Annotated in this window: 1 protein-coding gene; it reads left to right on the forward strand. The window is 68.3% G+C overall.

The features are described from left to right. The first annotated feature begins 234 nt into the window (after window positions 1–234). Window positions 235–1,449, forward strand: coding sequence for an IS110 family RNA-guided transposase (locus ACZ7KX_RS42675; protein ID WP_470331340.1), 1,215 nt, complete (start codon window positions 235–237; stop codon window positions 1,447–1,449). Window positions 1,450–1,506: the final 57 nt, after the last annotated feature.

Genomic DNA, 1,506 nt, shown 5'->3' on the forward strand with positions numbered 1-1,506 from the left:
TCCATACCTTTCTTCGTGGGCTCGTTCTGGTCATTCGTAGGATCAGGGCACCCAGGGGTGCCGGGTGTGGCTGTCATGTCGTTGCCGCGTTCGTGGCTGAGGGAGATTGGCCGCCCGGCATCCCGCGACGACTCGGCCGCTGATTGGGATGCGCGGAACAAGATCGCTCGTATGGACATGTCGGCGAGGTCGTCTGCTGGGACCGTGACACGCACGTCGAGCGAGGAGGACCGGGTGCCCGAACTGTGGGCAGGGACGGACGCCGGCAAGGCCGAGCACCACTGCACGGTTATCGACACGGACGGGAAGACGGTGCTCTCCCGCCGGGTGCCGAACAACGAGGCCGAACTGCTGGAACTGCTCGGAAACGTCCTGGAGCTGGCCGCCGGCGGTCCGGTCACCTGGGCCGTTGATCTGAACGCGGGCGGGGCCGCGCTGTGGATCGCCCTTCTGGTCAGTCACTCGCAGAAGCTGCTCTACATCCCCGGTCGGACCGTGCACCATGCCTCTGCCGCCTACCGGGGCAGCGGGAAGACGGACGCGAAGGACGCCTTCGTCATCGCCGACACCGCCCGGATGCGCCGTGACCTGCAACCACTGGAGCAGACCGGCGAGATCGCGGTCGACCTGCGGATCCTGACCGCCCGCCGCATGGATCTGTCCGCCGACCGCACCCGCGCGATCAACCGGCTCCGCGCCCAGTTGCTGGACTACTTCCCCGCCCTGGAGCGGGCCTTGGACTACAGCGTCTCGAAGAGCGCCTTGGTCCTGCTGAGCGGCTACCGGACGCCGGCCGCATTGCGGCGCATCGGCCGCTCCAGGCTGGCGACTTGGCTGAAGAACCACGGCGTGCGGACTGCCACAGCCGCGAGGAACACGGCGGACGCCGCGGTCACCGCCGCCGAGGCCCAGTTCACCGTCGTCCCCGGGGAGAAGACCGCTGCAAAGATGGTCCACACCCTGGCCAGGGAGGTGATGTCCCTCGATCAGGAGATCGCCGAGCTCGAAGCTCTGATCGAGGGCCGGTTTCGCGAGCATCCCCACGCCGAAGTGATCACCAGCATGCCTGGCATCGGCGACATGCTCGGCGCCGAGTTCATCGCCGCCACCGGCGGCGACATGGCCGCCTTCGGCAGCCCCGACCGCCTCGCCGGAGTCGCCGGCCTTGCACCCGTCCCGCGCGACTCCGGCAAGATCAGCGGAAACCTCCGCCGACCCCGCCGCTACAGCCGAAGGCTCCTGCGGATGTTCTACCTTTCCGCCCAGGTCGCCGCCCTGCACTGCCCGACATCCAAGGCCTTCTACCGGCGCAAGCGCGAGGAGGGGAAGACCCACAAGCAGGCCGTCCTGGCGCTTGCCAGGCGGCGTCTGAACGTGCTCTGGGCACTCATACGCGACGGCCGGACCTTCGAGGCCGTCGCGCCCGAGAACGCTGCCCCCGCGCACTGAGCCAGTCACAGGGCGTCACCGCCCCGGCTTGACAACATTATTGGGAATCTCCCTCTG

Source organism: Kitasatospora sp. NPDC038210, from assembly GCF_055600605.1.